Below are 25,987 nucleotides of genomic sequence, written 5' to 3'. Positions count from 1 at the left end.
CTTCGTTTTGGCATCCGTCCCTTACTGCCGCAGTCCTACCCCACATTACGTTCGATCAGAGGAGGCTCTCCATGAGTGAAATTGTAAAACGCGCTGATGCTCCAGTGGAAAATACATGGAAATTGGAAGATCTGTTTCCCAACCGCAAAGCATGGGATCAAGAATACGAAGAAGTCAAACAACTAGCCAAAAAGGCTGAACAATTCCAAGGCAAGCTCAATTCAGCAGAATCGATTGGCAACTGCTTTAAATTGGAAGATGAATTGTCGCTGAAAACCGAGCGTGTATATGTGTACGCACATCTGCATCATGATGAGGATACAGCTGAACCTACATACCAGGGTCTTTCGCAAAAAGCCAAAAAATTAGGCGTTGAGGTTAGCGAGTCTCTTTCTTTTGTGACACCTGAAATTTTGGCACTGCCAGATCATCAGCTCGATGCCTTCATTGAAGATCCGAAGCTTGCAGATTATCGGTTCACCCTTCAAGAAATGAAGCGGGAAAAAGCACATATTTTGGGCAAGACAGAAGAAGCGCTGCTCGCTCAGGTTGGCAATCTGGCTCAAGCCCCGCAAACGATTTTCGGCATGCTCAACAATGCTGATCTGAAGTTTCCAAAAATTAAGGATGAGAACGGCAAAGAGGTTGAGCTGACTCATGGCAGCTACATTCAATTCCTCGAAAGTCCACACCGCGAAGTACGCGAACGTGCTTTTAAAGCGGTGTATGACACGTATGCCAAAAATAAAAATACAATTGCTTCTACACTAAGTGCCAATGTGAACAAAAATATTTTTTATTCTCGTGTTCGCAAATACCCTTCTGTACTGGAAATGTCACTATACGGTGACAATATTCCGAAGGAAGTGTATACGAATCTCATTGACACCATTCATGAAAGCTTGCCCCTGCTCCATCGTTACATGAAGTTGCGTAAGAAGTTGTTAGGTGTGGATGAGCTCCATATGTATGATTTGTTCGCTCCACTTGTGGACGAATACAAGATGGACATTACGTATGAAGACGCCAAAAAGCAAACAAAGGAAGGCCTTAAGCCACTGGGCGCGGACTATCTGGCTTCGTTGCAAAAAGGCTATGATGAGCGCTGGATCGACGTATACGAGAATGAAAACAAACGTACGGGTGCATACAGTTGGGGAGCTTATGGTACCCACCCCTATGTGTTGCTGAATCATAAAAATAACCTGAACAGCATGTTCACACTTGCTCATGAAATGGGGCATGCGTTGCATTCGTACTATTCAGACAACGCATTGAAGTATAGAGATGCACAGTACACCATTTTCCTGGCTGAAGTGGCATCCACAACCAATGAAGCGTTGCTAATGGACTACCTGCTGAACAAATCAACCGATCCAAAAGAGAAAATGTACCTTCTCACCTACTATGCAGATCAATTCCGCACAACGGTATTCCGTCAAACCATGTTTGCGGAATTTGAGAAAATTGTACATGAACGCGCTGAACAGGGGGAATCCCTCACACCGCAGCTTTTATCAGAGATTTACTATGATCTGAATGTGAAATACCACGGACCAGGCATGAAGGTAGATAAAGACATTGAAATGGAATGGGCACGAATCCCCCATTTTTATAACAGTTTTTATGTCTACAAATATGCTACTGGCTTCTCGGCAGCAACCAGTTTCTCGAAACAGATTCTGGAAGAAGGCCAGCCAGCCGTTGACCGTTACTTGGGCTTCTTGAAGAGCGGTGGCAGTGATTATTCAATCAATATTTTGAAAAAAGCTGGCGTTGACATGTCCTCTCCGCAGCCGATTCGCGAAGCGATGAGCGTATTCGAAGAAGTCATCACAGAAATGGAAAAGCTAACTGAAGGAAAGTAAAACCGTGCGCACTTAAAATCCAGCATTGAAATGATGCACGGATAAATCCCTTGTCCATGGCGGGCAAGGGATTTTATAATGTAACGGAAGGAGGTGGCATTTTGAAAACACAATGGTCTTTGATCGCAGCTCTTGTTATTGCTTTGTTAACAGCTGTATTTGCTGTTATTAATGTGAATTCGGTTCAAGTGAACCTTCTATTCAGTATGGTCAGCATTCCTTTGATTCTGCTTATTCTCGGTTGCACTCTTCTAGGTGGACTTATTGTCGGTTCTTTCGGTATTTTCCGCCAATATAGGCTTCAGAGGGAGATTAAACGTCTGACGACTCAGCTTCATACACTACAAGAAGAGCACACATCCACGGTAGAAGCAAACGCGGATGTGATCTATGACACGACTGGTTCTTCCAGCACAGGGTCTACATCCGACCAAGATATAGAGCAACCGTCCTCTAACTCTGATCGGTTGTCCAAATGAGGAGGAGCAACAAATGACGATTCAATTAAATGAGAATTATATGATGAACTTTTTAAATCAGCTACTGAACACACCCAGTCCCAGTGGATATACACACCATGTGATGGAGCTGATTCGTCAAGAAGCGGAAAGCCTCGGGGTACAAATCGAATGGAATGCAAAAGGCGGTGCCATCTTGACTCTGGAAGGTCAGGAAACGGACCATACGGTGGCGCTGAGCGCACATGTGGATACATTGGGCGCAATGGTGCGTTCCATTACAGCACAAGGCACCCTACGTCTGACATCCGTCGGCGGCTTCATGATGAACAGTATTGAGAATGAATACTGCCTTATTCATACCAGAAGCGGACAAACGTATACAGGCACTATTCTGTCCAGCCATCCATCTGTGCACGTCTATGATGATGCACGGAGCTTTGAGCGCAAGGAGAGCCATATGGAGGTACGGATTGACGAGCTTGTCGAGTCAAAAGAAGACGTGCTTCAGCTCGGTATTGCAGTGGGCGATTTTATTTCGTTCGATGCGCGTCCAGTCGTAACACCAAGTGGATTTATCAAGTCACGGCATCTGGATGATAAAGCTAGTGTAGCTGCGCTGTTTGGTTTACTGGAATCTGCTGTACATGGAAACTGGAAGCCTCGACATACCGTTAAATTGCTCATTTCTAACTACGAGGAAGTGGGGCACGGAGCGGCTTACATACCTGAAGGAATCAGTGAGATGATAGCTGTCGATATGGGCTGTATGGGTGAAGATCTGAGCTGCAAGGAAACGGATGTTTCTATCTGTGCCAAAGATTCCTCCGGGCCTTACGACTATACTATGACAACCCGTCTAATTGAGCTGGCCAAAGAGCTGAATATTCCGCATGCGGTAGATATTTATCCACACTACGGTTCGGACGCTTCGGCTGCACTACGAGCAGGTAATAACATCCGTGCTGCGTTGATCGGCCCTGGCGTACACGCCTCCCATGCTATGGAGCGCACGCACAAGCAGGCCGTGGTGAACACTGCCCATCTGCTTGCAGCTTATGTGACAGTTTAATTCGAATAACGACAATCAGCCTGTTACATCGTCGAATAGATCAGTAAATAAAAAAGCAAGTCTTCCGGTTTTTCGGATACTTGCTTTTTTAGTCTGAGCAACATGAAGAAATAGCTCTGGCAGAATGCTATTAATGTGGCTTTATCATTGCTTAAGATTTACTTTGTTCAATCTGCTCGGCCAGCTCATTAAGGTAGGTCCAGCGTTCCATTTGGTGCTCCAAATGCTGTTCTGCCTTCGCTTGCTCAGCCATGAGCTCCTGTAGTCGTGCTGAATCACTAAAAGACTCTTCCATCTGCCGCTGAATGTCGGCCAACTTCTGTTCGGCTTGTTCAATCAGCTCATCAATTTGCTCATATTCCCGCTGTTCCTTAAAGGTGAATTTAAGCTTGGTTTTACTTGTCTCCTTGACTGACTCGGAAGGACCCGCAGACTTAGGCGTGGAAGAGCGATTCGAGGAATCCGTACTCGTCGAGACAGACGTATTCACAGAAGATTGAGCATTTTTACTAATCCATTCTGCATACTCGCTATAGTCGCCCACATGTACACGTACCTGTCCATCCCCTTCAAACGCCAGTATTTTGTCCACTGTTCGATCCAGGAAATAGCGATCATGAGAAACAATAAACACCACGCCCGGGAATTCATCCAGATAGTCTTCCAAAACGGAAAGGGTTTGAATATCCAGATCATTTGTTGGTTCATCCAGCAATAGCACATTCGGTGCCGACATCAGAACACGAAGCAGATACAAGCGCCGTTTTTCACCCCCGGACAGCCTGGAAATAACCGTCCATTGCGCGCTTGGTGCGAACAGGAAACGCTCCAGCATTTGTGCAGCTGTAATCGTCGAACCGTCTGCTGTACGAATCACTTCGGCTTCTTCCTTAATATATTCAATAACACGTAAAGATTCGTTCATTTCCTGATGTTCCTGAGTAAAATAGCCAAGCTTCACCGTCGGTCCCAGCACAACGTTGCCGGAGTCCGGTTCTATATGCTGGGCAATCATTTGGAGCAAAGTGGATTTCCCACTACCGTTAGGACCTAGGATACCAACACGATCACCAGGAACCGCAATGTAGCTCAAATCCTGTATTAGCTTACGAGAATCTACCGATTTGGAAAGATGCTCGATCTCCAATATTTTTTTACCCAGACGTGTGGAGGCGACGGACATATCTACAGATCCAGAACGAGCTTCCGGTTGCTGATCCCTAAGCTGCTCATATCGGTCAATACGCGCTTTCTGCTTGGTGGAACGAGCCTTTGCTCCACGGCGAATCCAAGCCAGCTCATTACGCAGCAGGTTCTTCCTTTTTTGTTCCGTAGACGCTTCCCGCTCCTCGCGTTCTGCCTTCAGCTCCAGAAAACGGGTATAGTTAGCCTCATAACGGAAAAGGCGACCATGATCCAGCTCCAGCATGACATTTGCAACTCTATCCAGAAAATAGCGATCATGCGTGATCATTAACAACGCACCACGTCTTTTTTGCAAATACTGCTCCAACCATTCAACGGACTCATTATCAATATGGTTTGTAGGCTCGTCCAGAATGAGCAGCTCGCAGGGTTGGATCAAAGCCGCCGCCAAAGCCACCCGCTTACGCTGCCCACCGGATAGAACGCCCATACGAGACTCAAACTGGGTGATCCCCAGTCGGGTAAGTATATTTTTGGCCTCACTCTCCAGCTGCCATGCCTGGAACGTATCCATTTGTTGACTTGCTCGCAATAGACGGTTTTGAAGCTCCTCGCTACCCGGATTTAATTCCAACAACTCCATGGTTTCTGTGTATTCACGGACCGCTTTCATCTCAGGCTGATTGCCATGAAAAATATGCTGGAGTACCTTCATTTCAGGATCAAACTCCGGATTTTGTGCTAGATACTGAATTCGCACATCGTTGTTCACTGCAATATTGCCATCATCCGGCGGCTCTAAGCCGGAAATCACGCGTAAAAATGTTGATTTACCGGTGCCATTTACACCAACGACCCCTATTTTGTCACGTTCATCCATACCAAAGGAAGCATCCTCAAACAACATTTTCTCGCCATAGCTTTTCGTTATATGTTCAACGGTCATAATATTCATACGGATTCCCTACTCTTCCCCAATTTTGTGATGCATCCTATTTATTTTAACACAGACACAGCCAATGATTAAAAAAACCGTTATCTGAATGAATTCAGTACGGTTTCTTAGCAATAAGATGTCAGGATTTTTGTATTCCGGCTTTACAGCCATGCATAAATAAGTTCGCTGCTAGTTCAGCCGTCTGATCCACGTCACATTCTCGGAAATCTTTATTTAATAAAATATCCATTTTTAGGCGCTCCAACATCCCAATGAATGCCTTCGCATGAAACTCGGACTGCTGTACACCCTCTGACGCCAGTTTATTTTTGACCAAATCAGTATAGTCCTGAATAAATCCCCGCATAAACTCCATTAGATCGGGGTCACTGTTGGGGGTCATAAAAAATAATTTCGTATGCTGCTTGCGCTTGAAATAGTAGTGCAGATGCAAATTTGCCATCCGCAGCAGACCTTCTCCCAAAGTACGATTGATTAATGCGCCTTGCATTTCGGCTAGGTATTGCTCGCAATCTCTACATGTGACTGCTGTAAATAGCTGCTCTTTGCTTTTAAAGTACAAGTATACTGTGCCTTTGGCAACTCCCGCTTGTTCTGCAATCTCGGAAATTTTGCTTTCATAAAAGCCTTTGGTGCCAAAGACTGTGTAAGCGGCGTCCAAAATGGCTTCATATTTATCTCCGTGTATATCGCCCATCTTAGCACCTCCTTATACAAGGATCGAAACACCGTCAATTCTTATAATAATTATTCCCTTGTAACGATCCCCAGCTCCGTGTTCAGAGTATAAGAAAAATACCTGCAAGAGCGACCAATCCTCCGAAAATAGAACTAATGCTATTCACCCGATCATTACTCATCCAACGCCAGCCTCGTACATAGACCGTCGTTTGTCCACAATGTGAGTCTACTTCTACTTCCCGTCCACAAACCGTGCAGGAACGCATCATTTGCACCGTAGCACCAAGATAGGAATCAGCAAAGGCTCCGGCACTACCGGATATACCTCCAACCAGTGCCCACAGCCATAACGGCAAACTCTGCGTTCCTATGGCGTGTCCAAAGCCCCATGCACCTATGCCAATCAGTAGACCCCCAGCCAAGGCCGCAGCCGTTCCCAATACAGATACTCCGCCTGAGGTTCCAGGTGCCAGCACCTTCCCGTTAAGCACTGAACGGGGTGGCTTACGACTCAGACTGCCAAATTCCGTTGCCCACGTATCGGAAGTGACCGTAGCCATGACACCGACAAAAGCCAGCTGCCACGTAACATGAGGCCATATCGCATAACCCAGGCATAACAGCATACCTAATCCCCCATTAGCCCATACTTGGCCTGCATCCCGGTTGCCGGTTTTGGCATACGATTTTTCCAGCTCAGCCTTGCGCTCCTTTTTGAACCTCGACAGGAGGGTTGACGTGATAAAGAACAAGAGCAATGTGCCGAACCAGAACAGGTTACCCGCCCCATAATATACGGTTCCCATCAGTACAGCCGCAGCAAAGCCAGATAAGGTTAAGGATTTTTTATAAAATGCAGCTCCCGCCACCACAGCAGCACAAAGCAATCCGATGATCCAGTCCATGATATACCCCCGCTTTTGAAATGAATCTCCGTTTTTCTTTTTTCGTTCTGTATATTATTGTACAACGCTCCACGCTTATATAAAAGCCGTGTCCCATGCTTTGGCACAGGACACGGCCTTCAAAACATTCCCTTTTTTAATCCTCTTCTGTGGATTTCGTTCACAAATTTATGCGATGGTGAAGCTTCCCTGACGCTCACTCCCCCAGAAAAGCTCAAAGCGATCCCCACTTGCTGTAGGCCCTACTCCTGCTGGAGTACCTGTAAAAATAATATCTCCCTCGCCCAGTCCATAATGAGTCGCTATATATTCAACGATGTGCTGGATAGAAAAAATCATATTTTTGACATGTCCACGCTGCACTTCCTGTCCATTTTTGAGCAAGGAAAAATCCTGCAGCTCCAGCATGTCCAATTGTTCTAAAGGCAGGAATGGTGTCACGGGAGCAGACGATTTAAAGCCTTTGGCGGCGGTCCATGGATGGCCTTTTTTCTTGAGAGCACTTTGTACATCACGCAGGGTAAAATCGATGCCGAATGCAAATGCGTTCAGACACGTATCTGCGGACATGCCCGGTTCGTATTTACGTCCTACAGCTACAACCAGCTCAGTCTCAAAATGAATATCTCCCTGCCCCTGCGGAAGCTCCAGCGTGGCGCCATCCAGCGGCACAACCGCATGAGACGGCTTCAAAAAAATCATTGGTTCTGCGGGAACCTCATTACCCAGCTCCTCCGCATGCAGTTTATAATTGCGCCCAACACAGTAAACATTACGAATTTCCACGTTCATTACGACCCTTCACCCTTCCCGCGTATGTAGTCCAATTATTAACGTATAAGTTTACGTATATAGTGCCACATCCGATGCTTGGAAAGCAAAAAAACCCGTTCCCAGCGATCCGGCCAATTGGTGCAAATCATCAATTCAGGATGCAATGAGGCCAATTTCCGCATTATACGGCGGTCATCCACCGTCCACGCCATGACAGTAATACCGCGTCCAGTGAGATCTTTCATCAAGTTTCGATCCAAACGCGGATAGCCTATAGATAAAAAAGTGCATTGTAGCTGTTCCAGTTGCTTTGCCAAGTCATCTGGACGCGCATCAATAATCAATCCGGTACGGATCTCAGGACACAGCTCCTTAGCCCGGCGTAATGCAGCACGCTCAAAAGAGGTTAATACCACCTCTCCCTCCATCCCTCTCATCGCAATTTCACGGAGTACGACTTTCTCCAGTCCTGGATACATATCTCCCGCTGTTTTAAGCTCAATATTGAGCGATACGCGGCCACGACATAAATCCAGCACCTGTGCGAGGGAGGGGATTATTTCTCCACGGTATTCTGCACTTTTCCAGCTACCAGCATCAAGTTGTTGCAATGCTTTCCAGTCCGAATCCTTTACTCTCCCTGTACCATTCGTCGTTCGCTCCAGTGTAAAATCATGAATTACCACCGGAACACCGTCCTTTGACAGCTGTACATCCAGCTCAATCCAGTGCACAAATGGTTGCTCCAACGCAAGCTGAAAGGCTGCCATCGTGTTCTCAGGAGCAATCCCCGAAAAACCGCGGTGAGCCACACACAAATTATTCATCTTGTTATGACCTCCATCCACAAAGGAGTCCCTCATACGCTCATTCCGTCAATTCCTATATTAACAATTTCTTTCGAAATTCTATTGAGCACTTACTGTACCATCCGTCCCAATCGAGACATTTCCCGGTGACAGTGCCGCCACTCTCTGCAAAATTTTGCTGGCCTCCGTATCCTTCAATGGGATCGGCTGACCCAGCTCCGCCCGATAAGGAGTCAGCTTCATCTCGCAAGCCCCTTTACGGGTACAGGTTGCCTGAAATATCGCTGTATCCCAAGTGGCTGGCACCGTTGATTTAGAAAAAATAAAATTGCCTGTGCTGTATGCAATCCATTTACCTTTATATTGCTCCATCCCTTGAAGCACATGTGGATGACCGCCAATGACAAGATCAGCTCCAGCATCAATAAAAGCGTGCGATAACTCGGTTTGATGGGGCTCAAGTGCAGTTGCGCGCTCCTTCCCCCAATGGGTAATGACAATCACCAGATCGGCCTGCATTCGTGCCTCACGGATAGACTTTACGATAGCGGTCGAATCATAGGCTCCTGCTACACCGGGCTGTTTGGCGCCCGCATTCCAGTTGGCTTCAGGCATAACACGTGTAGTCCCCAACAAGGCAACTTTGATCCCTTTACGTTCAAAATAATGCGGTGCATATGCTTCTTTTGCATTACGTCCGGCTCCAGCATGGGCTATACCCTTTTCATCCAGATATTTCAGTGTATCCAGTAATCCGCCTGTGCCCTGATCCAAAATGTGATTGTTGGCCAAATTGACAGCGTCTATCCCTGCCGCAGCCAACGCAGTTAACGCTTTGGGCGAAGATTTATACACATACGTTTTATTTAACGCACCCACACCATTCGTTGTCACGGGCGTTTCCAGATTGGCAATCGTCAGATCGTCTTTATGAAACAAGTTTCCGAGATATTGATACGGAAAATCAAACCCATTCTGCTCCAAACGCTGCTCAACTTTACCGGAAAACTGCACATCCCCTACAAAGTGAAGCGTGACTGTCGGAGAGTCTGCACCGTCTGTTTTGGATTTCTTTATATCCTCCGTTCCTCCCTTATCGGTGGATGGATTATCGTCGTATATATCCTTATTGGACGTATCGTTCTGTGCTTGCCCGTCTTTCCCCGAGGACAATTTCGCTCCTGTGGAACTGCCTTCGGGAGCATTTGTGTCAGACGTTGTCGCGGGACGATTGCTTGTGTCTGAAGCAGTAGATTGCTTTGTTTCATCGTCGGCAAATTTATTTTCTGCATGGGGGCCTTCATCCAGCTGTTTATTTGACAAGGGTGTAACATTTTCACTGACCGAGGGAGTAGACCGATCTGCACTAGCAGATCCTGTTTGGATTTTCTTCTCCGTTTGCGAATACCCGGCATTTTCCGCAAGAGAGCCACTGTTGTCGTGTTCAAATATGTAATAATAACCGAAAAGACCTACAATCATAAGCAGTAGGACCAGATTTGTAATGATCCAAGCCTTGCCTATTTTTGGTTTTCTTGCTTTTTTGCGACCTTCATTTCGCTGTGATCTGGGAGGGTACATTCTTCACTCCTTCTATGCTATTGCATTTGCATAACTTCTTTATTAGCTGGCGAACTTTACACCTTCTCCATTATATATCAAATTTCAATATAAATAGAACCCCTCGCCTGGATCGCGAAGGGTTCATTATCGAACATTTACACCTGTACCTTGACTGCTTCCTGTTGTGTCGTTTGGACGGCATTGGAGGCCCATTCCTTAGCCTGACGGATGCAATCCGGTAAGCCAATTGCATCATAGCCAGCGCCCAACACATACACTCCCGGCATCTCAGTGCGTAACTCTTCACGCAAATCAGCTATAGCCTGCGGGTGCCCTACCGGATATTGCGGCATGGAATTGCGAAGACGTGTAATTTCCGTGAACAACGGAGTCGCTGTAACTCCCATCATCTCTTTCAGATCCTTACGTACCAGTCCAATCAACTCATCATCCGGTAACTCTACAGTGTCTTCAGCTCCTGCTCGCCCTACATAACAGCGCAACAGCACCTTATCATCTGGGCTGGTATGAAGCCACTTGGCAGACGTCCATGTACAAGCGGTCACGCTGCGTCCTTCTTTACGAGGAACCAGAAAACCAGAACCGTCAAAGACGTTCTCAATATCTGTTTTATCGAAGGCTAGGACCACGTTTGCTACGGAGACGTAATTAACAGCTTCCAGTGCAGCCACATTGACATGATCTCGCAATAGCGGCGCAGCAGCAAAGTTGGGAGTCGTTACAAAAATATCATCCGCCTCCAGCATCTCTCCATTGTCCAGCATAACGCGATATGGGCTGCCTTCACTTTGCGGTGTCTTTGTGAATTCTGTAACAGCAATACCGGTGCGTAAATCACAGTCATACAAATCATTCAGTAACGCATGCACCAAACTTTGCAAGCCTTGACGGAAGGTCAAAAAGGCGCTTTTTTTCGTACCCGTATGTGTTTCAGCTGGTTTTCGACCTGTCATCATTCCGTGAATGAGACTTCCGTATTGCTTCTCTACCTCAGCAAATTGTGGGAAGGTCGCTTGCAAACTTAGTGTCTTCATGTTGGCAGCATAAATCCCTGCCAGTAGTGGTTCGGTTACATTTTCTAGCACTTCTTTGCCAAGTCGGCGTTCAATAAAATCACCCAACGCCTCATCTCCCGGTACACGGCGAGGCGGAATGACAAAATCCATCATAGCCCGCATTTTCCCGCCTAAAGAGATCAAGCCGCTGCGCAAAAAGGGTTTCAGCTCCGTTGGAATCCCCAGCACCAGTCCAGGGGGCATCGGATGAAGCTGTCCTTCATGCAAAATGTATGTCTTTTTAGCCTCAGGATTCGTGCTCACCAGTTCATGATCCAACTCCAGCTCTTTTGCCAGGTCTATCATGGCCGTTTTACGGGCCAGAAAGGAATCTGGCCCCTTTTCAATCACAAAACCATCTTTATGCAGTGTTTCAATTTTTCCGCCCAGCACGGATGCTTTCTCCACCAGCGTAATTCGAGGTGTGTAGCCAGCTTCTTTGTACATTTTTCGTGTATAAAAAGCAGTGCTAAGCCCGGTCAAGCCTCCGCCTACAATTACAATATTACGTAACCTTTGCTCCATTATGTCCTCATCCCTTTTTCCATTGGTCTATGATGACATCACTAAGCGTCTCCATATACAGTGGATCACTGTTGAGTGAATCAATACGCTGAAAACGCATATCCAATTCCTTCGCCAAAGCCTGTGCTTCAATATCCAGATCGTATAACACCTCTAAGTGATCAGAAACAAAGCCAACTGGTGCAGCCAGCACATACTCCACTTGCTCCTCTTTAAGACTGTGCATGGTATCCAAAATGTCTGGCCCCAGCCATGGTTCTGCTGTACGACCAGCGCTTTGCCACGTAAACTGCCAGTTGGTAATCCCCACCTTATCCGCAACAGCCTGCGAAGTAGCCATTAATTGCTCTACATAAGGATCACCCATAGCCAAAATCCGCTCAGGCAAGCTGTGCGCACTAAATAGAACACGAACCTCATCCCGCTTGGCTCCAGCTTCTTCAAAAAGCGCCAGCTTGGCGTTCACACGCTCAGTTAGCGTCTTAATCAACTTTGGATGAAGATAATAGCTCTCCACAAATGATATGGCCAGATCCAGTTCCTGTGCCTTAGCCTGTGCGCGCTTAATATAAGTGCCTACACTCATAACGGAATAATGCGGAGCCAGCACGACACCCACCGCAGCACGAATGCCATCTTGCACCATGGCTTCCACACCGTCCTCAATAAACGGTTTCGCATGTTTGAGTCCCTGATAACAGGCAAATTCAATGTCCGGGTTGCGATTTTCCCGATTTAGGGTTTCCTGCAGGTTTTGAACCTGCCGATCCGTATTCTGACGCAGCGGAAACACACCGCCCACAATAGCTTCATAACGATCCTTTAATTCCTTTAGCTGCTCCGGCGAGGGAGCATTACCGCGACGGATATGTGTATAGTAGGCTTTCACCTGATCCAGACTTTCTGGCGTCCCGTAGGACATAACCAGCACACCCACTTTGGTTTTCATTAGCAGATCACCTCTTAACATTTCTAATGGTTTAATTCTTTGACAAAATCGAGTGGGAATACTCATGTACATAATCAGTAAGCTCTCTTAGCTTATCTAGCGAGGCTTCAGGAAATAAACCGTGACCGAGATTGAAAATGTAACCCGGCTCCAAGATACCTTCATCTACAATGGTTTTCGCATACTGCTTGATAACATCTATTGGCGCAGTAAGCACATAAGGATCCAGATTTCCCTGTACACCAAAACCGTTGCCCAAGCGACGACGTCCTTCAGGTATACTTACCCGCCAGTCCAGTCCAATCACATCGGCTTTTAACCCATTCAAGTGTGGGAGCAATTCACCAGAGCTTACGCCCGGAAAATAAATTTTAGGTACATCCAGATCAGATAATTCATGAAAAATACGTGTGATAGTCGGCAGCACAAAAGTTTGAAAATCATAGGGCGAGAGCGCACCTACCCAACTATCAAACAATTGAAAAGCCTTACCGCCATTAGCGATATGAGCTCGCACGTATGTAATAACCATGTCCCCTAGCTTATCCATCAGGCGATGCCACAACTCAGGCTCTCCATACATCATCGCTTTGGTGCGAATATATCCTTTGGAGGGTCTTCCTTCTATTAAATAGCTTGCAATGGTAAAAGGCGCTCCAGCGAACGTAATCAATGGCACTTTCAGTTCACGGTCCAAAATGCGGATCGTTTCCAAAATATGACCCAAATCGCGTTCCACATCAATTGGACGCAACTTGTCTACGTCTGCAGCTGACCGGATCGGATTATCAATAACCGGTCCAATATTTTTGACAATATCAAAATCAACCCCTAGCGAGGCCACCGGATTCATAATATCAGAATATAAAATTGCAGCGTCCACCCCGAGCTTGCGCACGGGCATCAAAGTCACTTCTGCGGCCAACTCGGGCTGGCGGCATATCTCAAGCAACGTGTATTTTTCTTTAATTTTGCGATACTCAGGGTCATACCTTCCGGCCTGCCGCATGTACCATACGGGAATATGATCCACAGCTTGCTTGCGGCAAGCGCGGATAAAAGTATCATTGTAGGTCATGACTTCAGCCTCCAGTTCGAATCATAAATACTATATTTTAATTATGCCCTTTTTCAAGAGTCGTAACAACCGTAGCTCTCGAACAAACCATGACAAACCCATGACATTTGGATAAAGTTTCAATGAAGTGTGCTATACTAGAGAAATGGCTTTTTTTAAAGCTCCGGAGAAGTTATGCGTTGATACGTAGGATTTACAACAGGATGAGAATGGGCAGAAAGGAAGTGAAAGCACATTGAAAACGTGGGAGACGTGGAAAATCAATCTCATTGTGCTTTGGTTCGGTCAGTTTCTGGTCAATGCGGGTATTACGATGATTACTCCGTTCCTCGCTCTGTATCTGGCTCAGGACCTTCATGTGAAGGGAGAGCACGATATTGGTCTATGGGCTGGAGTTATTTTTGCCGCTAACTTTTTGACCTCATTTATGTTCCAGCCTTTGTGGGGCAAGCTGGCTGACCGATATGGACGTAAAGTCATGCTGCTTCGCTCAGGCTTTGGTATGGCTTTGGTCATCGGATGTATGGGTTTGGTCACCCATCCGTGGCAACTGCTGGCGCTTCGCCTGCTGAACGGTACGATTTCGGGTTTCAATCCGGCATCGATTTCCCTAGTATCGGGCACCACTCCCAAAGAGCGAACCGGATTCGCTATGGGGATTATGCAATCCGGTCAGATGGCCGGCACGATTCTCGGTCCTCTGCTAGGTGGATTTTTGGCTGATTGGGTCGGATTCAGACCGATCTTTTATATTACAGGCGCTCTGATTTTTATAGCCTCGCTCATTGCAATGTTTCTGGTTAAAGAAAATTTCAGTAAAGCGGAAGCCGCACGCACACCGCAAATTTCGGTTCTTGCCGGATTAAAGGAGCTAAGCCATACGCCCCAGCTTCCGGCTTTGTTCACCGTAACGTTTCTGCTCCAATTTGCCATGATCAGTACGGTATCTCTGCTGCCGTTATATGTGCAAAAACTATATGGGTCGGCAGAAGGAATTGCACTGATTGCCGGATTCGTTACAGCTATAACAGGCGTATCCAATATGATTGCTGCACCACTCCTTGGAAGATTGAGTGACAAGATAGGAGCGCACAAGATCTTGACCATTGCACTGCTCGGAACGGCGGTTATGCTCATTCCGCAGGCTTTTGTCAATGAAGTGTGGCAACTTGTCATTATCCGTTTTTTCATGGGTGTATTTATGGGCGGTCTGCTACCAAGCGTAAATGCGCTGATTCGCACGTATACACCGGAAGGAATGGAAAGTCGTTCTTTCGGCTTCAATACCAGCTCGCTCGCGCTTGGGAATATGCTGGGTGCTGTCATTGGCGGGGTGCTATCCGGGTTTATCGGCATCGAAGGACTGTTTATCATGTCAGGTGTCCTGTTAATCGTCAACATATTCTGGGTACGCATGAAGCTTTTTGATCGTAAGGCTACGCCTGATTTCAGGTAAGAAACCTTCAGGTAAGACAAGCCCGCCTTAACAGACAAGAACCTCCTTGTCCACGCTACATTGGACAGGGAGGTTCTTTTTTTATAGCTATACATAGGGAAGAATGAACGCTATTTAACTCGAGCTAGCGCCAATCCATCGTAAGCTGGCAAAAGCGTGCTGACCAGCCGCGGATCTGTTGCTATCGTTTCGTTAAAACGTCTCACGGCCTGAACGGCAGGGCCGTTCTTATCCGTATTCAGCGTCCGTCCGCGAAGGAAACAGTTGTCTCCCGCAATAATGGCACCTGGATTCGCCAGAGCAATCGCATATTCCAGATATACTGGGTAATTTTCCTTATCTGCATCAATGAAGAAAAAATCGAAAGTTCTTCCCTCTTCCTGAAGTTCTTTCAAGCTGTCCGCTGCGGGTCCAATACGATATTCGACACGGTCACCGTATCCATTGTTTTCCATATGTCGATGTGCCAGCGCTGCGTACGCTTCTTTCAGCTCCAGTGACACAATACGGCCCTTTTCTCCCAGCCCACGGGCCAGACATAATCCACTGTAGCCGCCTAATACGCCGATTTCCAGTACATGCTGTGCGCCAGATACTTCAATTAGAAAGGTCAACAGTTTTCCATAAGGATGGGCAACGGATACTTCCGGCATACCTTCTTTAACGATAGCCTCCCTAATACTGCGAAGTGCTTCATCCTCTTGTACCAGCTGGTCTACATATTGTTCAGGCGTCATATTGGGTGTAATTTCCACGGTTCATCTCTCCTTATTACTTAATCATAACGCAGGTAGGACGTGGTGTCCTTCGTAAATTTTTTACCTTAATGATTTGTCTCTTCGAGTACAATGACCTATACTATAGGGATTGAACCAAGCTTACATGATTATGGGGACGGAGTGAATACGTTTAATGACTCAACTGCAACTAATTGCGACTGCGCCAATGGGACTTGAGGCCGTCGTGGCCCGAGAACTCAGAGAACTCGGGTACGAAGATCTAACCGTCGAAAACGGCCGCGTCGTTTTTACCGGAGATTATATGGATATATGCCGGTGTAACCTGTGGCTTCGCACATCAGACCGCGTACTTATTAAAATGGGTGAATTTGCTGCAACAACCTTCGATGAGCTGTTCGAGGGTACCAAAGCATTACCCTGGCAGGATTGGATTCCTGTAGATGGTGAATTCCCCGTAGAGGGACGTTCGCACAAATCACAGCTTAGTAGCGTACCAGCCAGTCAAGGAATCGTCAAGAAGGCGATTGTAGAGAAGCTCAAGGAAACCTACCACACAGATTGGTTTGCTGAAGATGGCCCTCGTTACGTCATTGAGGTCATTCTATTGAATGATCGTGCGTTGCTGACGCTTGATACAACCGGTCCAGGACTGCACAAACGCGGCTACCGTAAGCTCGTTACAGAGGCGCCCCTCAAAGAAACGATGGCTTCTGCTCTTATTCAGCTTAGTCGCTGGAGCCCGGACCGCCCCTTCTATGACCCATGCTGCGGTTCCGGTACTTTATTGGTCGAAGCTGCCATGCAAGCCTGGAATATTGCGCCAGGACTGAGACGTACCTTTAACTCGGAAGACTGGCCTGTCATTGGCAGAGAATTATGGGATCAGGCTCGCGACGAGGCGATGGATTTGACCCGCGATGACATTCCTTTTGAAATTGCAGGTAGCGATATCGATCCAAATGCCATACAAGTTGCTGAGGCAGCTGTAAAAGCAGCAGGCTTTGCTAAAGACATCCCTCTTAAGGTGATGCCTGTAACTAAAGTCAGACTCGAAGGACAATATGGTGTGATGATTACAAACCCACCTTATGGCGAGAGACTGAGCGAACAATCCGAGGTGGAAAAGCTGATCCGTTCACTCGCACGCACGGCAGCCGAAATGAAGACCTGGTCCTTCTTTGCCATCAGCTCCACCAAGCAATTTGAGCATTATTGGGGCCGTAAAGCAGACAAGCGCCGGAAGTTGTTTAACGGCCGGATCGAATGCCAATACTATCAGTATCTAGGCCCTCTGCCTCCGCGCCGCAAAGATACTTCGCCGTTGCAGCCTTAAATAAGATGAAGCCTAGGCCAGGAAACGAACTCTCCGTTCGTTGTTCTGGCCTGATTTGTGCTGTATTTTCTTTACTTAATCATTGAAATGCGCGAGATGAGCGCTATAATAATTAAAGGCATTTCGGTTTTAACATTACGTTAATATGTAATTTATACTAGCCGAACATTTCTGCCAGAGGGGGTAAAGTGTTGGTTATTCGCACGTCCAGTGCAAGTCGCACTGGTAACACGTTCAGCAGAATGCTGCTGTCTCGATATTTTGGACTAGGTCTGTTTTTTGTGCTTATGATCGGCAAGCTCGTACTGATTCACTATAACTTGCATGCCCAAAATATTGACATGAATCCGCTGGATTATGTCATCGCTATTGGTTCGCTTTTACTTGTGAGCTTCTGGACCTTATGGCTGCCACGTCGCGGACGTTTGATTGCTCTTGTGGTGCTCGATATGTTGCTCACCGCGCTCATTTATTCCGACATGGTTTATTATCGGTATTTCCAGGATTTCATTACGATTCCCGTCTTACTTCAAGCTGGACAAGTTGATTCTCTGGGCGGAAGTATCGCATCCCTTATGTACTGGGGGGACATTCTCTTTTTTGCAGACTGGATTCTATTCATTCCGTATGTCATATTTGTGGCTTCCTTACGACGTCGATTTACCACGAATGATACTTATTTAAAAGCATCCCGAAGCTCCTACACAAAGAGGTTCCTGCTTCGCTTCTCTAAAGGAGCATTGGCCTTCCTGATTGGCTATGTATTAACATTTGGGCCGATCAAATATTATACCTCCACGTGGGCAACTGGCATATTTGTCGGCAACTGGTGGTCGATGGCCTTGTACAATGTAACAGGGTTGATCGGATTTCATGGATATGACATCTACCGCTATGGTCAGGATCACCTTGGTCCTCAGCCTACATTGGCTCAAGCGGAATCCGATAAGGATAAGGAATGGTTTAATCAGCACCAAAAGTTGCTTCAGGTAAAAAATGATCTATCTGGCAAGTATAAGGGCAAAAACGTGATGGTCATTCAAGCTGAAGCGTTCATGAACTTTTTTATCGGCAAACAGATCAACGGTGCAGCGATTACGCCTAACTTTGACAAACTGACGAAGGAAAGCATGTATTTCAACAATTATTTTCACCAGACTGCGCAGGGCCGTACTTCGGACGCGGACTTCTCTACACATGCTTCGCTGCATCCGCTCCCTACAGGCTCTGTATTTATCCGTTATGCGGACCATAAATTCGATACGCTACCTTCCATTTTGAAGGATACTGGATATAGTCCCAATGCGTTTCACGTGTATGACAGCAGCTTCTGGAACCGCTACACTATGTATAAGGCAATGAACTATGACAAGTTCTACAGTAAAAAAGATTTTAAAATTGATGAGCCATTGGGCTGGTCCCTGGGAGACAAATCCTTTTTCCGTCAAACGCTCAATGATCTCACTACCGAAGTTAAGCAGCCGTTCTATGCCTATATGGTCGGTATCTCGAGCCATCATCCGTACAACCTGTCACCTGACGCGGTAGATTTAGACGTTGGCGAGTTTGAAGGTACCATGTTCGGAGACTATCTAAAATCTGTCCATTATGTAGATGAAGCACTAGGCGAATTGGTAGATCAGATGAAGAAAGACGGACTGTGGGATGATACGATCCTGATGTTTTATGGGGATCATGATAATTCTATTAAAGACAAAGCACTGTATGAGAAATTTTTAGGCAAGCCACTTACGGATCTGGACATGCAGAAAATCATGAATCAGGTGCCATTGCTTGTGCATCTTCCTGACGGAAGTCAGGCGGGCACGTATACAGAACCGGCAGGTCAGTTGGATCTGACTCCTTCCGTAATGCACCTACTTGGGATTTCTACAAAACCATATCATTTTATGGGAAACGATCTGTTTAGCGGGAAGCCTCGTATGGTTGTGCTACGTACTGGTGCTTTCACGGATGGACGAGTGTACTACATTCCATCTGAGGACGGTACATTCTCCAAAGGGACCTGTTACAACCTGAGTACAGGCCAGCCTACAGACGTAAACGCCTGCGGACCGGGATATACCGAAGCTCTCAATCGGTTGAACATATCCGATCAGGTTATCACATACGATCTTATTCGCGAATGGGAACCACAAACAAAGAAGTAACTCCTTCTGTATCTGTATCTAATAGACTTTATGTGGGAGGTTGCTGATATAGCATCTTCCCAAACCCCTTTAACGATGTCGCCGCATAACTACTCTGTATATAACAAAAAAGCACGATCCATCGGCTTGTAAGTGCTGTGGATCGTGCTTTTTTATGGATTGTCACTCGACTGCGCTCGTTGTTACCAGTCACAAATGCTTAGGAACGCAACGTTTTTTTGGCCTGTTCAAGCCGTTGTACCTCTTCACCAAGCATATCCTCCGCAACTTCTACTGAGTCGTCACCAAGGCTATCCTTCGCCTGCTGTATGGCATGTTCAGCATGAGTGCGAGACTGCTCCGCCTGTTCAATCAGTTGCTCAGCTGGATGTGACAATGCCTGAGAGACGGCATTGTGGAGCCTGTCCACCGAGTTTTGTGTTTGAGCCTCAACACTGTGATTGTCGAGATTGGAATCATATTGGGCCATGAGTCACTCCTCCTTCTGGGCAGTGGTCTACATCCATTAGCATGGATCAGAAGAAGGGGAACTATTCAAAAATTGCGAATGCTGCGTACTGGAACTATTTGATAAAGCGCGCAGCCTTCTCCAATACTTCATCCTCCGTAGCCGCACTCACATAACGTCCGTTCACATACACAAACGCCCGTTTCCCACAAGGACCGCAATACGATTTGCAGCCGATTTTGATCTCGGCATCTGGTGCCATCTTTTGCAACTTGGGCAAGATTGTTTTCAAGCGAATATGATTGCATTCATCACATACGCGAATATCGTTGGCCATCTGTCATCCCTCCGAGCTCCGGCTTAGTGGTCGCCGTGATTACCTTGGGAAGGGTTAGTAATGACAAATCCTTCTTCGGGGAAGTACAAGTAATCAATTTTCACACCATCCAGCAGCGGCTGGCCGCTTTCCAAAATTACGTCAATGCCTTTATCTGTAGATACGACAGTATCTGTTTCTTTAGGCGTGTCCAAATCCAGCCCGTAATGAGCATGATCTCCATGAGCATGAGTAATAACAACGCGCAGGCTCTTCCCTTGGTTCTCTTCCTTATCCAGTTCAAGTTTCAATACTTTAGCTGCGTTACGAGTAATTTTGCAGTTCATCAAACTTCATCTCCTTCATATTCATTAAATGAAATGTGGTTTATTGGATAAATCACAATTATGTTTAGCATAGCAAAAGGCAATATTCCTATTGTAAAGAAAATCGCGAAAAATCGCAATCACGAAATTCATAAGCTTATCTACCGAACACGTACATGTTGCTTTTCAAGCACATCTGGATATTTTCGTTCGGCACGGGTGACAAACCAATTCATAAGCAATAGCGTAACACCAATATCGTCGATGGGCATAAATGGCATGACATCAGGTAATACCCAATAGAGCAACACAGGCACCGCAAAGAGTAATTTTTCTCCCAGCGGAATCCTTGATGAAGTAATCAATCGGGGCATACGACGAAATACATGTGACCATTGACGGAGAGATAGTAATCTTTTCCACTTCATAGGTTGTTCACTCCATTTCCAATGCTCCTAAGTATATATACCCCATTGAAGGGACATGTAAAGAGGAACACTTATAAAAAACGTGTTCCTCCTAATACGTGCAAGTGATTCGATACGTTTCAGTAGGCCGAATTTTTTACCATGACAGCACTGTTGCCATTAACATGCCCACTTCTGCTGCAATATCATCGTAATCACGCATGGGCAGCGGATTTACGCCTAGACCGACTTCAACGGTAAACCCCGGTTTACCAAATCGCTGTATAAACCAATCCTTGTACCCTGCATCGCTCCCACCCAGCTTTACCGCCCGGTAACCTGTTGCGGCAGCTAGCCGTAAGGCCCAATCTCGGCTCTCCTTAGGCTCTAGATCCCGATAATTCCAATAGATCTCCTGTCCCTGACTGTGTATGGATAACACCATGTCGAACTGTTCGCGCTCCGTTAGATCGGCAAGCGCCTTAGACTCCGGTTCAGACAAAGGTGCAGGTCCTGCATAGTCTCGTCGAGACGGACCTGTTTTACCGCGTCTGCGCACCTCTTCTTCCCAATATGCCGGAAATTGATCGTTGAGGTCGACACCACGAATATTCGCCTTCCAACCGCGATAATCAGCACGTCCTTCATTCCACTTTTTGAGGTCATGATACAACGGATGAGTTGGGAGTATACCTTGTTGCACCAGCTCTACCCCATCCGGGTTGACCATCGGAACCACCCATAAGGATGTATGCTCCAGCAAATCCCGCGGAGAACCTCCATACACCCATTGAGTGGCCCCTACATGTTCTTCAGTCCCACCGATCCCTTGTGCATATTGCTCTATAAAACGCAGCAAACAAGGCGTCGTCAGCCATTCATTAGCATGAACTGAAGCATTGGCGTGAATTTTACGCGTTCCCTGCCCAATACGTACATAAGGAATATCCTTCCCCATGACACTGGTTCCAATGCTGCCAACTTCAATAAACGGATATCTGCGGGCCAAGGCCGCTAGGTCTTCCTTTAAATCTTCATATCCATACTCTCCACGTAATCGTACAATCTGATCCTGATGGTCTTCAGGAATAACAATAGTTTTTCCTTCCATAAAATCATGCTCCGCAAGTCCGGGGTTGGCTAGCCGTAACTCATTAAGCTCCACACCAAACTGCTTGGCAATCTGTCTTGCATACTCACCAGGCTGAATAACGTATTTACGATCCGTAGACGGACGAATATATAACACTTGACCACTAATCAGATAGGGTTGCGTGGCGGCCCACGGATTATCTACGATTAAAGTATCCGCCGATAGTTTAAAAGCCGAGGCGACCCGGTGCAATGTATCTCCTTTTTGAACGATATATTCCCTCATCTTCTACGCCCCTTCCATCTGCCTTACTGCATGTTATGCAAACGCGGCGTGTCTTGATGTAGCGAAAAGCAAAACAGCCGACTTCTTTTGTCCAATGACAAAAAGTCGGCTGTCTCGTTAATCCAAATTGGTGACTTGCCAGACGACAGGCGTTTGGCGAATTTGCTCCCCGAGCCACTGTGCGGCAATGCGCTGGAACAATTCAGGATCGCCGGAACAAAAAAGCTGATGTACCGGGGTTTCGTCCCCAGCTTCCAACTTGTCTTTGTTATACAAAATGGTACTCGTCTCACGCGCCGTTTCATCTGCCGAGCTAATGAGCTTTACTGCAGGCCCCATGACTTCTTGAATCGTTTCCTTCAAAAAAGGATAATGCGTACAACCAAGAATCAGACAATCAATCGGATACGTTTGAATAGGTCTCAATGTCTCCTCCACAACCTGCGATGTCGTCTTAGAGCGAAATAACCCTTGCTCCACCAATGGAACAAGCGCAGGACACGCATGGCTCACCACGTCTACGTAAGGAGACAATTGCTTGAGCGCAGCTGTATACGCTCCGCTTCGAATCGTACCGACAGTCCCAATCACCCCGACATGCCCGGTAGCAGTCGCGCTAATCGCAGCACGAGCCCCGGGGTGAATGACTCCGATCACCGGAATGGATACCTTTTGGCTAATATAGTCCAATGCCGCGGCAGTAGCCGTGTTACAAGCAATAATAATGACTTTCGGATCAAATTGAATCAGAAAATCAACCATTTGCTCTGTAAATTTTTTAACCTCTTCCGATGGTCGGGGGCCATACGGAGTGCGCGCAGTGTCTCCAAAATAAATGATTTTTTCCCGTGGAAGCTGACGCATGACTTCTTTAACAACCGTCAAACCTCCTACACCGGAATCCAATATTGCAATCGCTTGCTGCACGTACACACCGCTTCCTTTTTTTGTTCAAATATGAGTTGTTTCATCTCGGAATGCTATCCGTTGCTACATACCTTATGTCGTATTCGTGTAAAAGGTACCCCAAAAGATTACCCTAAAACGAGGAAGTGATCAATAAAAAGGCTCCATCCCAACGGGAGAAGCCACGAATTCAAACTGTATTCAGTGTTTCACCTACGTTTGTACAGACCGTTACAGCGCATCTTTTTCCGTATCTTCTTGAGCAGTCGCTGATGAAATACTAACCTCAGGAATCATTTCACTCTTTTTACGCCATTGCCCAATTTCATGAATGACGGCTGAGGCTGTCTCCTTAATTTTGTCAGTATACTCAATTGAAGTGTCTGAAATTTTCCCCGCTAGCTCCTGTCCCTTATCACTTACGTTGCGCGCCTGATCTGTAATATTCTGACGCAGCTCACGACCTGACTTAGGGGCAAATAATAAAGCAGCAACCGAACCAACAATGCTGCCTGCCAACGCGCCTCGGATAAAACTTTTGCAGTTCTCCTTCATCATCATCTCTCCCTTGTGCCCGGGCGAATGCCCATCTGTTAGTGCATTATAAGCATGGGGAGCTTGTCATGACACAGAAAACAAGCCTGAAAAGTTTCACTTTTTTTTAGAGCGGATACGATACAGGCAACAACGGCCCCCATCTGCCAAACAATCCTCACGAACAACCTCGGCATCAAGTAGCTCCTCAAACATTTGCTGCTCGCATTCACAAGCCTTGCGGTAACGGCCTGCAATTTGAGAGATAGGACAATTGTATTCCACAATAGAGTAGCTACCATCCTCTTCCTCGCGCCACTCTGCCATATATCCGGAAGCATTCTGGATGCCCGAAAGCTTTTCCACACGTGAAGCCAGTGTAGTCTCCCCCTCTATATGAGGGGCGTATCGCTTCATCATTTTACGTTTTCTACCATCAAACAGCGAGTAAACAGCTTCCATTCCCTGTTCTTCATCGAGTTCCTCTAACAGTTCCAGTAACAAATGATCATAATTACGTGGAAACTGCTCGCTTCCCTGCTCGCTCAGGCTGTACAAAAACGTCGGGCGTCCCATAGCCTGTCTCACGATTGTAGCCACGATCAGGCCATCCTGCTCCATCAATTTGAGATGCCTACGCACTCCCATTTCGGTAATGCCTAATTGAGCTGCCAAGCTTCCGACGCCCACAGGTCCCTGGGTTTTCAATAGTGTCATGATCATGCGCCTAGTGGGCATTTCGGGTACGATATACTTATCCGTCACTTTTGCCTTTACACTCCCTCGGGCTGGGGACCCAATTCCTTATTTAAATAATCATGCACGTTAGATGCAAAAAGCTCCAGCAACCCAGGCAGCTTTGTTGTAAGCGGGTGAAGGCTTGTCCGGTCCCAATGGAAATACTCCTGCACTAAGGGTTTACGTAAGCCTACCAGCTCTACTAGCGAATGAAATACGGTATCATCCAGTACACCTTCCTCATGAATGATACCGATAATATCCTCATAGCTACTGGCGTCACGCATAATAAATCCGTCGATGATATAGCTTCCTACGTCCGTTACCGTCTCAATGGCCAGATGAAGACAGCGCTCCTGCACTAGCCCCTGCAACAGATCGCCGTTCCAGGAAGCAGAAGTCTGGCGAAGTCCGGCGACAATGTCGGGAACAGCCCCTAGTCGAAGCTCAATTTGTTCCCGGTTGACATAATACAAGGTCCTGCACCTCCAGTACCGCTTTAGATTTCATAATCAACTGCGATAGATACATCCTTCACTTCATTCATGTGTACAATAATTTCCTGGTGCACAGGGTGTACCTGATACGTTTGCAAATCCTCCAGTGTTTCGACAACAGCGGTAAGGGAAATATCATAAGAACGTTCCGAACGAATCACATCCGTACCTACTTCGAGTGACAGCAGCTCTTTGATTTTGCCGTTCATGCTGCGCAAAATGGATGCTGTGTGCTCAATGCTTTCGGGGGAGCGGTCTTTCAATTTGAACAAAACAATATGTTTAATCATGCGTATAGGCTCCTTATCTTAAAATGTTCTCTTGAAAATTTTATCATAACGCCCCACATACGGAAAGAAACTTTGTAATTCTAGCGATCTTTTCCACCATTTTTTCCATCAGACTCCTTGTCCTTTAATAGGGCAAAAAAATTCTTGAGCTTCGGTGGGAGCGGTAAACCCATTCGTGAACAGTTTTCCGTAATAGAGATCAATTCATTGGATAAATAAAAGTACGTTGCCGCCCCTTTCATGATTTCGGTACCCATCAGGAGGTCCACATGATGCGCCAAAGAAATTACCATTAGCATTAAAGCCTTTCTCGCCAACCCCCAAAAGCCGGCTTTACTGCTTAAACCTTGCCCAGTCTTAATTGCTGCGGCGACTCCAGTCACATAATCGACAGCCATTGCAACCGTGAATAGCACCATTAGCTGATTCCAGCCGCCAAAGGCAAACGTAATAAAGGCTCCTGCGGTAGCACAAATCATACTAAACATACTCGGATTAATATTCATACCTTCCTCCTCTCGGGACGGTTACTGTAATATATGCAGCGACATGATAACCCGTAAAGTCATATGACCTGTGCATAGA

General features: G+C 46.5%; 27 protein-coding genes. 6 read left to right on the top strand and 21 right to left on the bottom strand.

The window, feature by feature from the left end:
- The first annotated feature begins 71 nt into the window (after positions 1 to 71).
- The 3 genes from pepF to MHH57_RS08695 are packed head-to-tail and all read left to right on the top strand — an operon-like array spanning position 72 to position 3,398.
- The gene (gene pepF, locus MHH57_RS08705) at positions 72 to 1,868 is read left to right on the top strand and encodes an oligoendopeptidase F (protein WP_029516700.1); all 1,797 of its coding nucleotides are present in this window, start codon (positions 72 to 74) and stop codon (positions 1,866 to 1,868) included.
- A gap of 56 nt (positions 1,869 to 1,924) precedes the next feature.
- Positions 1,925 to 2,347: a lipopolysaccharide assembly protein LapA domain-containing protein gene (locus MHH57_RS08700; RefSeq protein ID WP_340931884.1), complete on the top strand. Its 423-nt coding sequence runs from the start codon at positions 1,925 to 1,927 to the stop codon at positions 2,345 to 2,347.
- A gap of 13 nt (positions 2,348 to 2,360) precedes the next feature.
- Positions 2,361 to 3,398: a M42 family metallopeptidase gene (locus tag MHH57_RS08695; RefSeq protein WP_029516698.1), complete on the top strand. Its 1,038-nt coding sequence runs from the start codon at positions 2,361 to 2,363 to the stop codon at positions 3,396 to 3,398.
- Between the two features lie 151 nt (positions 3,399 to 3,549).
- Here the strand turns inward: MHH57_RS08695 and MHH57_RS08690 are convergent, their stop codons facing one another.
- The 9 genes from MHH57_RS08690 to hemE form a co-directional block, all read right to left on the bottom strand.
- Positions 3,550 to 5,499, bottom strand: a complete 1,950-nt coding sequence (locus tag MHH57_RS08690; protein WP_340885004.1) for an ABC-F family ATP-binding cassette domain-containing protein — start codon at positions 5,497 to 5,499, stop codon at positions 3,550 to 3,552.
- Between the two features lie 121 nt (positions 5,500 to 5,620).
- The gene (locus tag MHH57_RS08685) at positions 5,621 to 6,199 is read right to left on the bottom strand and encodes a TetR/AcrR family transcriptional regulator (RefSeq protein ID WP_342435020.1); all 579 of its coding nucleotides are present in this window, start codon (positions 6,197 to 6,199) and stop codon (positions 5,621 to 5,623) included.
- Positions 6,200 to 6,281: 82 nt separating this feature from the next.
- A complete protein-coding gene (locus tag MHH57_RS08680; protein ID WP_069011076.1) occupies positions 6,282 to 7,088 on the bottom strand; it encodes a DUF92 domain-containing protein in 807 nt (268 codons plus the stop codon).
- Between the two features lie 168 nt (positions 7,089 to 7,256).
- A complete protein-coding gene (locus tag MHH57_RS08675) occupies positions 7,257 to 7,880 on the bottom strand; it encodes a fumarylacetoacetate hydrolase family protein (RefSeq protein ID WP_069011075.1) in 624 nt (207 codons plus the stop codon).
- Positions 7,881 to 7,918: 38 nt separating this feature from the next.
- Entirely contained in the window at positions 7,919 to 8,689 is a 771-nt protein-coding gene (locus tag MHH57_RS08670; RefSeq protein ID WP_069011074.1) for a glycerophosphodiester phosphodiesterase family protein, read from the bottom strand.
- An 81-nt stretch (positions 8,690 to 8,770) separates the two neighbouring features.
- On the bottom strand, positions 8,771 to 10,252 hold the full coding sequence (locus MHH57_RS08665; RefSeq protein ID WP_069011073.1) for a CapA family protein: 1,482 nt from the start codon (positions 10,250 to 10,252) through the stop codon (positions 8,771 to 8,773).
- Positions 10,253 to 10,389: 137 nt separating this feature from the next.
- A complete protein-coding gene (gene hemG, locus MHH57_RS08660) occupies positions 10,390 to 11,835 on the bottom strand; it encodes a protoporphyrinogen oxidase (RefSeq protein WP_069011072.1) in 1,446 nt (481 codons plus the stop codon).
- Between the two features lie 7 nt (positions 11,836 to 11,842).
- Complete coding sequence (gene hemH / locus MHH57_RS08655) at positions 11,843 to 12,784, bottom strand: ferrochelatase (RefSeq protein WP_069011071.1); 942 nt, start codon at positions 12,782 to 12,784, stop codon at positions 11,843 to 11,845.
- Positions 12,785 to 12,815: 31 nt separating this feature from the next.
- Positions 12,816 to 13,862 carry a uroporphyrinogen decarboxylase gene (gene hemE / locus MHH57_RS08650; protein WP_039269982.1) on the bottom strand — a complete coding sequence of 349 codons (1,047 nt, stop codon included), beginning with the start codon at positions 13,860 to 13,862 and terminating at the stop codon, positions 12,816 to 12,818.
- Between the two features lie 235 nt (positions 13,863 to 14,097).
- Here hemE and MHH57_RS08645 point away from each other — a divergent pair, with 235 nt between their 5' ends.
- Positions 14,098 to 15,318: an MFS transporter gene (locus MHH57_RS08645; RefSeq protein WP_029516688.1), complete on the top strand. Its 1,221-nt coding sequence runs from the start codon at positions 14,098 to 14,100 to the stop codon at positions 15,316 to 15,318.
- Positions 15,319 to 15,428: 110 nt separating this feature from the next.
- On the opposite strand, the gene MHH57_RS08640 is transcribed toward MHH57_RS08645, so the two are convergent.
- Entirely contained in the window at positions 15,429 to 16,073 is a 645-nt protein-coding gene (locus MHH57_RS08640; RefSeq protein ID WP_340884995.1) for an O-methyltransferase, read from the bottom strand.
- A gap of 157 nt (positions 16,074 to 16,230) precedes the next feature.
- Here MHH57_RS08640 and MHH57_RS08635 point away from each other — a divergent pair, with 157 nt between their 5' ends.
- Both MHH57_RS08635 and MHH57_RS08630 read left to right on the top strand, forming a co-directional pair.
- A complete protein-coding gene (locus tag MHH57_RS08635; protein WP_023987994.1) occupies positions 16,231 to 17,391 on the top strand; it encodes a class I SAM-dependent RNA methyltransferase in 1,161 nt (386 codons plus the stop codon).
- A gap of 188 nt (positions 17,392 to 17,579) precedes the next feature.
- Positions 17,580 to 19,562 carry an LTA synthase family protein gene (locus tag MHH57_RS08630; protein WP_069011070.1) on the top strand — a complete coding sequence of 661 codons (1,983 nt, stop codon included), beginning with the start codon at positions 17,580 to 17,582 and terminating at the stop codon, positions 19,560 to 19,562.
- Between the two features lie 199 nt (positions 19,563 to 19,761).
- Here MHH57_RS08630 and MHH57_RS08625 read toward each other — a convergent pair whose 3' ends face one another.
- The 11 genes from MHH57_RS08625 to MHH57_RS08575 form a co-directional block, all read right to left on the bottom strand.
- Positions 19,762 to 20,031, bottom strand: coding sequence for a hypothetical protein (locus MHH57_RS08625; protein WP_023987992.1), 270 nt, complete (start codon positions 20,029 to 20,031; stop codon positions 19,762 to 19,764).
- Between the two features lie 94 nt (positions 20,032 to 20,125).
- The gene (locus tag MHH57_RS08620) at positions 20,126 to 20,347 is read right to left on the bottom strand and encodes a DUF1450 domain-containing protein (RefSeq protein WP_007429791.1); all 222 of its coding nucleotides are present in this window, start codon (positions 20,345 to 20,347) and stop codon (positions 20,126 to 20,128) included.
- 23 nt (positions 20,348 to 20,370) lie between these two features.
- Positions 20,371 to 20,673 (bottom strand): heme biosynthesis protein HemY, encoded by a 303-nt coding sequence (locus MHH57_RS08615; protein WP_013370462.1) that lies wholly within the window; start codon positions 20,671 to 20,673, stop codon positions 20,371 to 20,373.
- A gap of 140 nt (positions 20,674 to 20,813) precedes the next feature.
- The gene (locus MHH57_RS08610) at positions 20,814 to 21,080 is read right to left on the bottom strand and encodes a hypothetical protein (RefSeq protein ID WP_029516685.1); all 267 of its coding nucleotides are present in this window, start codon (positions 21,078 to 21,080) and stop codon (positions 20,814 to 20,816) included.
- A gap of 136 nt (positions 21,081 to 21,216) precedes the next feature.
- On the bottom strand, positions 21,217 to 22,437 hold the full coding sequence (locus MHH57_RS08605; protein WP_039269978.1) for a M14 family metallopeptidase: 1,221 nt from the start codon (positions 22,435 to 22,437) through the stop codon (positions 21,217 to 21,219).
- Positions 22,438 to 22,554: 117 nt separating this feature from the next.
- On the bottom strand, positions 22,555 to 23,364 hold the full coding sequence (racE, locus tag MHH57_RS08600) for a glutamate racemase (RefSeq protein ID WP_069011068.1): 810 nt from the start codon (positions 23,362 to 23,364) through the stop codon (positions 22,555 to 22,557).
- 210 nt (positions 23,365 to 23,574) lie between these two features.
- Entirely contained in the window at positions 23,575 to 23,898 is a 324-nt protein-coding gene (locus tag MHH57_RS08595) for a YtxH domain-containing protein (protein WP_069011067.1), read from the bottom strand.
- A gap of 96 nt (positions 23,899 to 23,994) precedes the next feature.
- Positions 23,995 to 24,642: a metalloregulator ArsR/SmtB family transcription factor gene (locus MHH57_RS08590; protein WP_029516682.1), complete on the bottom strand. Its 648-nt coding sequence runs from the start codon at positions 24,640 to 24,642 to the stop codon at positions 23,995 to 23,997.
- A gap of 8 nt (positions 24,643 to 24,650) precedes the next feature.
- Positions 24,651 to 25,091, bottom strand: coding sequence for a HepT-like ribonuclease domain-containing protein (locus MHH57_RS08585; protein ID WP_069011066.1), 441 nt, complete (start codon positions 25,089 to 25,091; stop codon positions 24,651 to 24,653).
- A gap of 23 nt (positions 25,092 to 25,114) precedes the next feature.
- Positions 25,115 to 25,402 carry a Dabb family protein gene (locus MHH57_RS08580; protein WP_013309679.1) on the bottom strand — a complete coding sequence of 96 codons (288 nt, stop codon included), beginning with the start codon at positions 25,400 to 25,402 and terminating at the stop codon, positions 25,115 to 25,117.
- An 80-nt stretch (positions 25,403 to 25,482) separates the two neighbouring features.
- Positions 25,483 to 25,908, bottom strand: coding sequence for a phage holin family protein (locus MHH57_RS08575; RefSeq protein WP_029516680.1), 426 nt, complete (start codon positions 25,906 to 25,908; stop codon positions 25,483 to 25,485).
- Positions 25,909 to 25,987: the final 79 nt, after the last annotated feature.

It is taken from the genome of Paenibacillus sp. FSL H7-0442, assembly GCF_038593105.1.
Taxonomy (GTDB): domain Bacteria; phylum Bacillota; class Bacilli; order Paenibacillales; family Paenibacillaceae; genus Paenibacillus; species Paenibacillus polymyxa_D.
The sequence above is the reverse complement of the archived record's forward strand: the minus strand, read 5'-3'. Positions and strand labels throughout refer to the sequence as shown.